Source organism: Nitrospira sp. CMX1, from assembly GCF_054902215.1.
Genome location: NZ_JBUBKD010000027.1, coordinates 1 through 5923, shown reverse-complemented (window position 1 = coordinate 5923; position 5923 = coordinate 1). Strand labels below are relative to the sequence as shown.

Here is a 5923-nt window from a genome sequence, read left to right as displayed (position 1 = left end):
GTCATGACATCATAGACATCTTCCCCACACCAACTGATTGGCTTGGGCTGATCCTTGTAACAGCGCAACAGCCAGTTCGCCTTCCCGGTCAACGGATCAAGCGGCAGGCTCCGCAAGTACCGTCTCATCGTCGTACCCCGAACAGTGGCCTCTTCCCCCGTCAGCTTGACTCCCAACAACGTCTCAAGGGTCTTGGGATAGCCGTACTGACCTGAAACTTCCTTACACACCAACCTATTTTTCACACAAGCAGGTCCCAGCAACACATCCCCATCACGGTTCCATTCCAACTTAAACGAGTCAATGGCACTTCGGATTATTCGAAGCTGTTGACGCAATTCAATTTCCTGCGTTCGCTTGGTCGAGACCTTGCTCAGTGGCATTGCCACCGACGCCAGAATGGCAATAATCGTCATGGCGACGAGCATCTCAACCAATGTGAGCCCATCTTCCCTCACCGGACCCGCACCACTCCTGCCCCCACGACTCCATGTGATGCCTCCACTGCACTACCCGAATCCAACAGTTCCACGCGAACTGGGGAGACTCCAGGTGCCTTTGCGAGGAAGGTGACCCCCACAGTCCGTGGTGCTCGTCCAGCAGGACGAGCCAAATGGAACAGAATGGTACCAGGCTCACTTTCACTGCTGTCCCTGGAAACTTCACCGTTCCCAGTTAACTCTGCATCGTCCAATCGCTTAAACTGCAAGATACTGGGGTCGTATTCCATCCTAAATGCGCTCTCGCCGGATGAGCGGAGTTGACCATCCACGATAGAGAGGGTCACTTCTTTACCGAATTGGACAATCGAGTCCTCGGGCTTGATAGCCAACTGAGGGCCAGGAGTTGCCAACTGGGCTAGCGATCGCCCCCCGTTCTGCTGTCCAGCTCTCTTCTCCATCGCTGTATCCCTAAGAATGGTTTTCTCAGCATCGCCCCCCATCAAAGTCGGCAGCTTGGGGGATGAGCCGGAAAAGACTGGACGGGTCGCATAATTAAATTCGGTACCAGACCAAAAGGCTTGATTACGCGAGCCGACCGGAAGCGTCGGTTGCGCAATATGGGGAGTGATGGTGAGAATTACTTCGGTCGTGACGCGTTGTATTTCAAATGAGCTCACTAAGTTTCCGATAAAAGGCCAATCGCCAATCCAGGGCACACTCACTCGTGTTCGCTTGTCTTCTTCCTGCAGCAATCCCCCGAGCACGATCGTCTCTCCATCCCGCATATTCAGCGTCGTTTCTGCAGAACGATTGCCGAACTTGAATTGCTGAATAAGCGGAGACCCCTGAAGTGTTTCCTTTTCTCCGACTCGAACCACTTCGACTTTCATCTTCAGTGACAATTCGTTACCAAGTCGAATTGAAGGCTCAACGGTCAGCTTGACGCCCGTATCTCGAAACTCAATCGAGGTGACCGTCGACGTCGTCGGGACGGCTCCGGTCGTAGCTTGTCCAGGCAACACATTGGTGGTTGACAGAAGAATCGGTTGCTTATCCCCGATATTGATCTCTGCCTTCTTGTTGTTCATGACGCGGACCTTCGGTGAGGCGAGCGTCTTGACATCGGATTGTTGCTTCAAGAAATCCAGCGACACGGTGGTCGGCATCTTGAAGAGATAGTTACCGGGTCCCAAGTCCGCCAATTGGCGGTACGTCATCAGCGCTGCATCTATTCCCAATGTTCCGCTGAATGCGGAAGCAACCAGCCCAGCACTCGCTTGCTTCGGATAATTGAGTCCGAGATTCTGCTTCTTTGTTCGATCAACCTCCAGCACCTCCAGGTCAAATACCACCTCGGGTTCGGATCGGTCATTGGCCAGAATAATCTTCTCGGCAAGCTCCAACTTCTCTGGCTGATCACGAATGACAATGGCATTCAGCTGTTCATTGGCATGCATCCGTTTTGAATCCAACATGCTTTTGAGTAGCAACACCATATCCTTAGCCTTGGCCGTCGACAGATAGAAGGTCCTGATCATCAGATCCTGATACTGCTCTTGCTTCTGCTTGGTATCAGGGCTGATCACCAACACTGTCGGCGCCACCTGCCTGGAAAATAAGCTGTTACTATTGAGAATCAACTGCAAGGCATCTTCGAACGGTGTCTCCTGAACGGAGATCGATATCGGGTCGTTCCGAACATCCTTATCGAACACGAGGGTGAACCCACCCGCCTTTGCCACACCTTCCAACACTTCCTTGATCCCGGCATTCTTAAACTTCAGCGTGATGGGCTGCCTCGAACGTTCGACCCTCGTCCGGGCTTGTTGTTCTTCGGTGAGACGACTGATGCTCTCTAACGGCTCTTGGTAAGCGGGGTCGAGCTCCGCAGCTCGTGCAAATCTATCCAGGGCTTCCTCATTTCGCCCAAGTTTGGCCAAACGCTCAGCCTCGTGATACTGAGACCGGGACTCTTTCATGCGAGTCGTGTCCTGAAATCCCGCCTGATACTCGGCTCTCGAGGGTTCGATCGCAAGGGCGCGCTTGAATTCTTCAAGCGCGAGATCAACGTGCTTTTCCTTGAGTAGCGCATGGCCCCGTTCAGCATGCATCGCCGCAGTACGTTCGCGAGCCAACGCATATTTGCCTTGAAGAGCGCTATTAAACGGATCGTCCTTCAATGCCTGCTTGTAGGCAAGACTCGCCTCTTCCCATCGCTCTGAAGCTAGGTGCTGATCTCCACGCTTGACCTCAGGCGAGACAAAGAGCGAACAGCCCGTGATCCACAAGACGCCAAAACCCAGCACCTTGCATACGAGCTGAGAATACAGACAGGCATTCCAACGACGAGTCACAACACCTCGCTCATATGGGATGAATTGGGTGGAAATGAAGGGTGCCCTCACCCACCATCAATTTCTTATACTACGGATTAAAACGGGCTCAAAGGAAAAGGCCAGAAGTTGAAGAAGGGCGGAACCGGATGAACGATCTGTTCCAACCGAGGGCAATCAGGAAATTCCGTGGATCCCCATAGGATTACCGGATCGTCGGTCGCCGTGACCAGCAGTTACAATCGCCAGTATTTCAGAGAGGGAGGGATTTTGACCGGATCAAGAATGCTCTTCACATCGATCAGAACACCGTGCTCCCGACTGCGAAGCAGCCGCAGCAAGTCCGTGAGGCCCATATCAGAGAATCGTGTATGCGCGACGGCAACGATCAGCCCATCAAGATCCCGCATCGCATCCCACCGAACCAAATGAATACCGTACTCTGCCGTCGCCTCTTCCTCTTCGGCAATCGGATCATGGACCAGCACCTGCACGCCATATTCATGAAGTTCACGGATGATATCGGGCACCTTGCTATTACGGAGATCCGGCACATTTTCTTTGAACGTCAATCCAAGCACCCCTACTCGCAATTCATTCGCCGGGCGCGACAGCTGGCTGAGCAATTTCATGGTCTGTTCGGCCACAAACTTTCCCATCCCGTTGTTGATACGACGACCGGCAAGAATGACGTCCGGATGATATCCCACTGACTCCGCTTTTGAGGTCAGATAGTATGGATCCACACCAATACAATGACCACCGACAAGACCGGGAGAAAACTTCAGAAAGTTCCACTTTGTCCCCGCGGCTTCAAGAACCGATTTGGTATCGATGCCCAGTCGATGAAAGATCAGCGACAGCTCATTCATCAATGCAATATTCAAGTCTCGCTGAGTGTTTTCAATCACCTTGGCCGCTTCAGCGACTTTGATACCCGATGCCCGATGAATACCCGCTTTGACGACGAGTGCATAGGTGTCCGCCACAATGTCCAGCGAGTCCTGATCTTGTGCCGATACGACCTTCATAATCTTTTCAAGCGTGTGCTCTTTATCTCCCGGATTGATTCGCTCCGGCGAATACCCTAATTTAAAATCAATCCCGGCTTTCATGCCCGATGCCTTTTCTAAAATAGGCAAGCAGACTTCTTCTGTTGCACCTGGATAGACGGTTGACTCGTACACCACGATGCTCCCTGCAGACAAGTTTCGACCAATCAACTCAGAGGCCTTCTGCAACGCCGTCAGATCTGGCTGCAACGCGTCGTTGATCGGAGTAGGCACGGCGACAATGATGAAGTTCGCGACTTTCAGATCGGCTGGCTCTGAGGTATACCGCACCTGAGTAATGCCGAGATCCTCTTTCGACACTTCGCCAGTCCGATCAATGCCATTCTGTAATTCCTCGATCTTTTTCTTGTTGATATCAAACCCAACAACCTGGCCGATTTTTCCAAACGCCACAGCGATCGGAAGGCCGACGTAGCCCAGCCCAACAACTGCAATAGATCGTGCTTGTCGCTTGTTCATATTCTTCTCACGCTCTCCCAAACCTCAGTCACAATGGAAATCATGATAACAATGGCAGAACGCCTCCGGATCGTCAAGAACTGGATGGTCTTTCATAGAGACAGCCTCTCGTCGCCCCCGCAGCCTCCGCCCTGACACGACCTATCCCAAACTGCAACCCCAATATTGGGGGTAGCCGCCTTAACAGACAGTCTGAATGATCCCGGATTCCCTCCTTGCGATTGAACCCTCAAAGCCGGATACCCATACACATTGGTCATCGACGTCTTGAATCGTCAGCTTTGAACTGCGCCGTAGGTGAATCCCTCAATACTCGTTTCCTTGGTCGGGAAGGAAGTCATTCGGTTCGAGCGACTTAAATCGACTTACCTAAACCATCGTAACGGATATTGTCCATTATCGATTATTCGTACACCAAACACCTGGAATCGGGGTGATCGTTGTCTGAAACTCAACACTCATCAAACCTTTTTTAGATATATCAACACGATCCGAACATGACAAGCAGAAACTTTCCAGTAACTCCCCGACATCTTACAGTGTTACACGCTATACCTAAACCATTTCATCATCTGTACAATTGTGCGAGTCACGCCTTTTCATTGTCCCGGTAGAGTTACGTACCACATCGCACAGACATGAACCAGTATCTTCGTTCAAGCACCTGAAAATCCTTTCAATCCATGCGACAACCCCACTAAGCCTATCTCTCCATAATAAACACGGCACTCGACTTGCTCCCAATCCCGCCTCGTTGTGAATCGTTCGCTTCGCGATGGACTCGCAAGGAGGATCCAAGCAATGCGCCAGAATATCCGGCACTTGTTGTTATTCCCCATTGGGTTCTGCCTGGCTCCCATCCTATTCGAACCGATGGTTGTATCAATTCATTTTGCCTCCGCGGCAGCAGAGGATACCTCTCTCCCCACAGCATCCCCCACACCCAAGTCGAGACTGTTGTCCGGAATGCCGGCACTGAGACAGCTTGTCACACCATCCAATCTAGTACCGGCCATAGGACTCAACTCTCCTGGTTTTTCCTTTAGTATTCAGCAGGGAGATGCACCGCCTCCTCCACAAACCCTGACCGTCAGCAACCAAGGTGGGGGAACATTAACCTGGAATGCCACAACGACTGCAGCGTGGCTGGCCCTAAGCCCTGCTTCAGGCACCGGTAACGGCACCGTGACCCTTACCCCCGTCCTGGGCTCACTTGGCGCCGGCACGTATACCGGCAGTATTACCCTCAGCGCCCCCGGCGCCCAGCCCGTGTCGATCCCCGTCACCTTTATCGTGACGCCACCACCGGCCCTCCCGCCAGCCATTGGTGTCAGTTCCTCCAGTTTGTCGTTTACCGCTCAACAGAACGGAGGCAACCCGGCCCCTCAATCGCTGAGCATCCGCAATACTGGCGGGGGCACGCTCCACTGGACCGCAACGGACAATGCCGCCTGGCTCACGCTCTCGGCGACAACCGGCACCGGTAACGGCACCGTGACCCTTACCCCCGTCCTGGGCTCACTTGGCGCCGGCACGTATACCGGCAGTATTACCCTCAGCGCCCCCGGCGCCCAGCCCATGTCGATCCCCGTCACCCTCATCGTGACGCCGCCAC

General features: G+C 53.0%; 4 protein-coding genes. 1 reads left to right on the top strand and 3 read right to left on the bottom strand.

The features are described from left to right. The 3 genes from ACYX34_RS07515 to ACYX34_RS07505 form a co-directional block, all read right to left on the bottom strand. A partial coding sequence (locus ACYX34_RS07515; protein WP_462075937.1) for a type II secretion system protein occupies positions 1-458 on the bottom strand: 458 nt, incomplete at its 3' end. Continuing rightward, on the bottom strand, positions 455-2797 hold the full coding sequence (locus ACYX34_RS07510; protein WP_462075936.1) for a secretin N-terminal domain-containing protein: 2343 nt from the start codon (positions 2795-2797) through the stop codon (positions 455-457). The genes ACYX34_RS07510 and ACYX34_RS07515, both read right to left, overlap by 4 nt. A 215-nt stretch (positions 2798-3012) precedes the next feature. Continuing rightward, positions 3013-4308 carry a nucleotide sugar dehydrogenase gene (locus ACYX34_RS07505; RefSeq protein ID WP_462075935.1) on the bottom strand — a complete coding sequence of 432 codons (1296 nt, stop codon included), beginning with the start codon at positions 4306-4308 and terminating at the stop codon, positions 3013-3015. An 801-nt stretch (positions 4309-5109) separates the two neighbouring features. Here ACYX34_RS07505 and ACYX34_RS07500 point away from each other — a divergent pair. Next, positions 5110-5923: BACON domain-containing protein (locus ACYX34_RS07500; RefSeq protein WP_462075934.1), on the top strand; the 814-nt coding region annotated here is incomplete at its 3' end.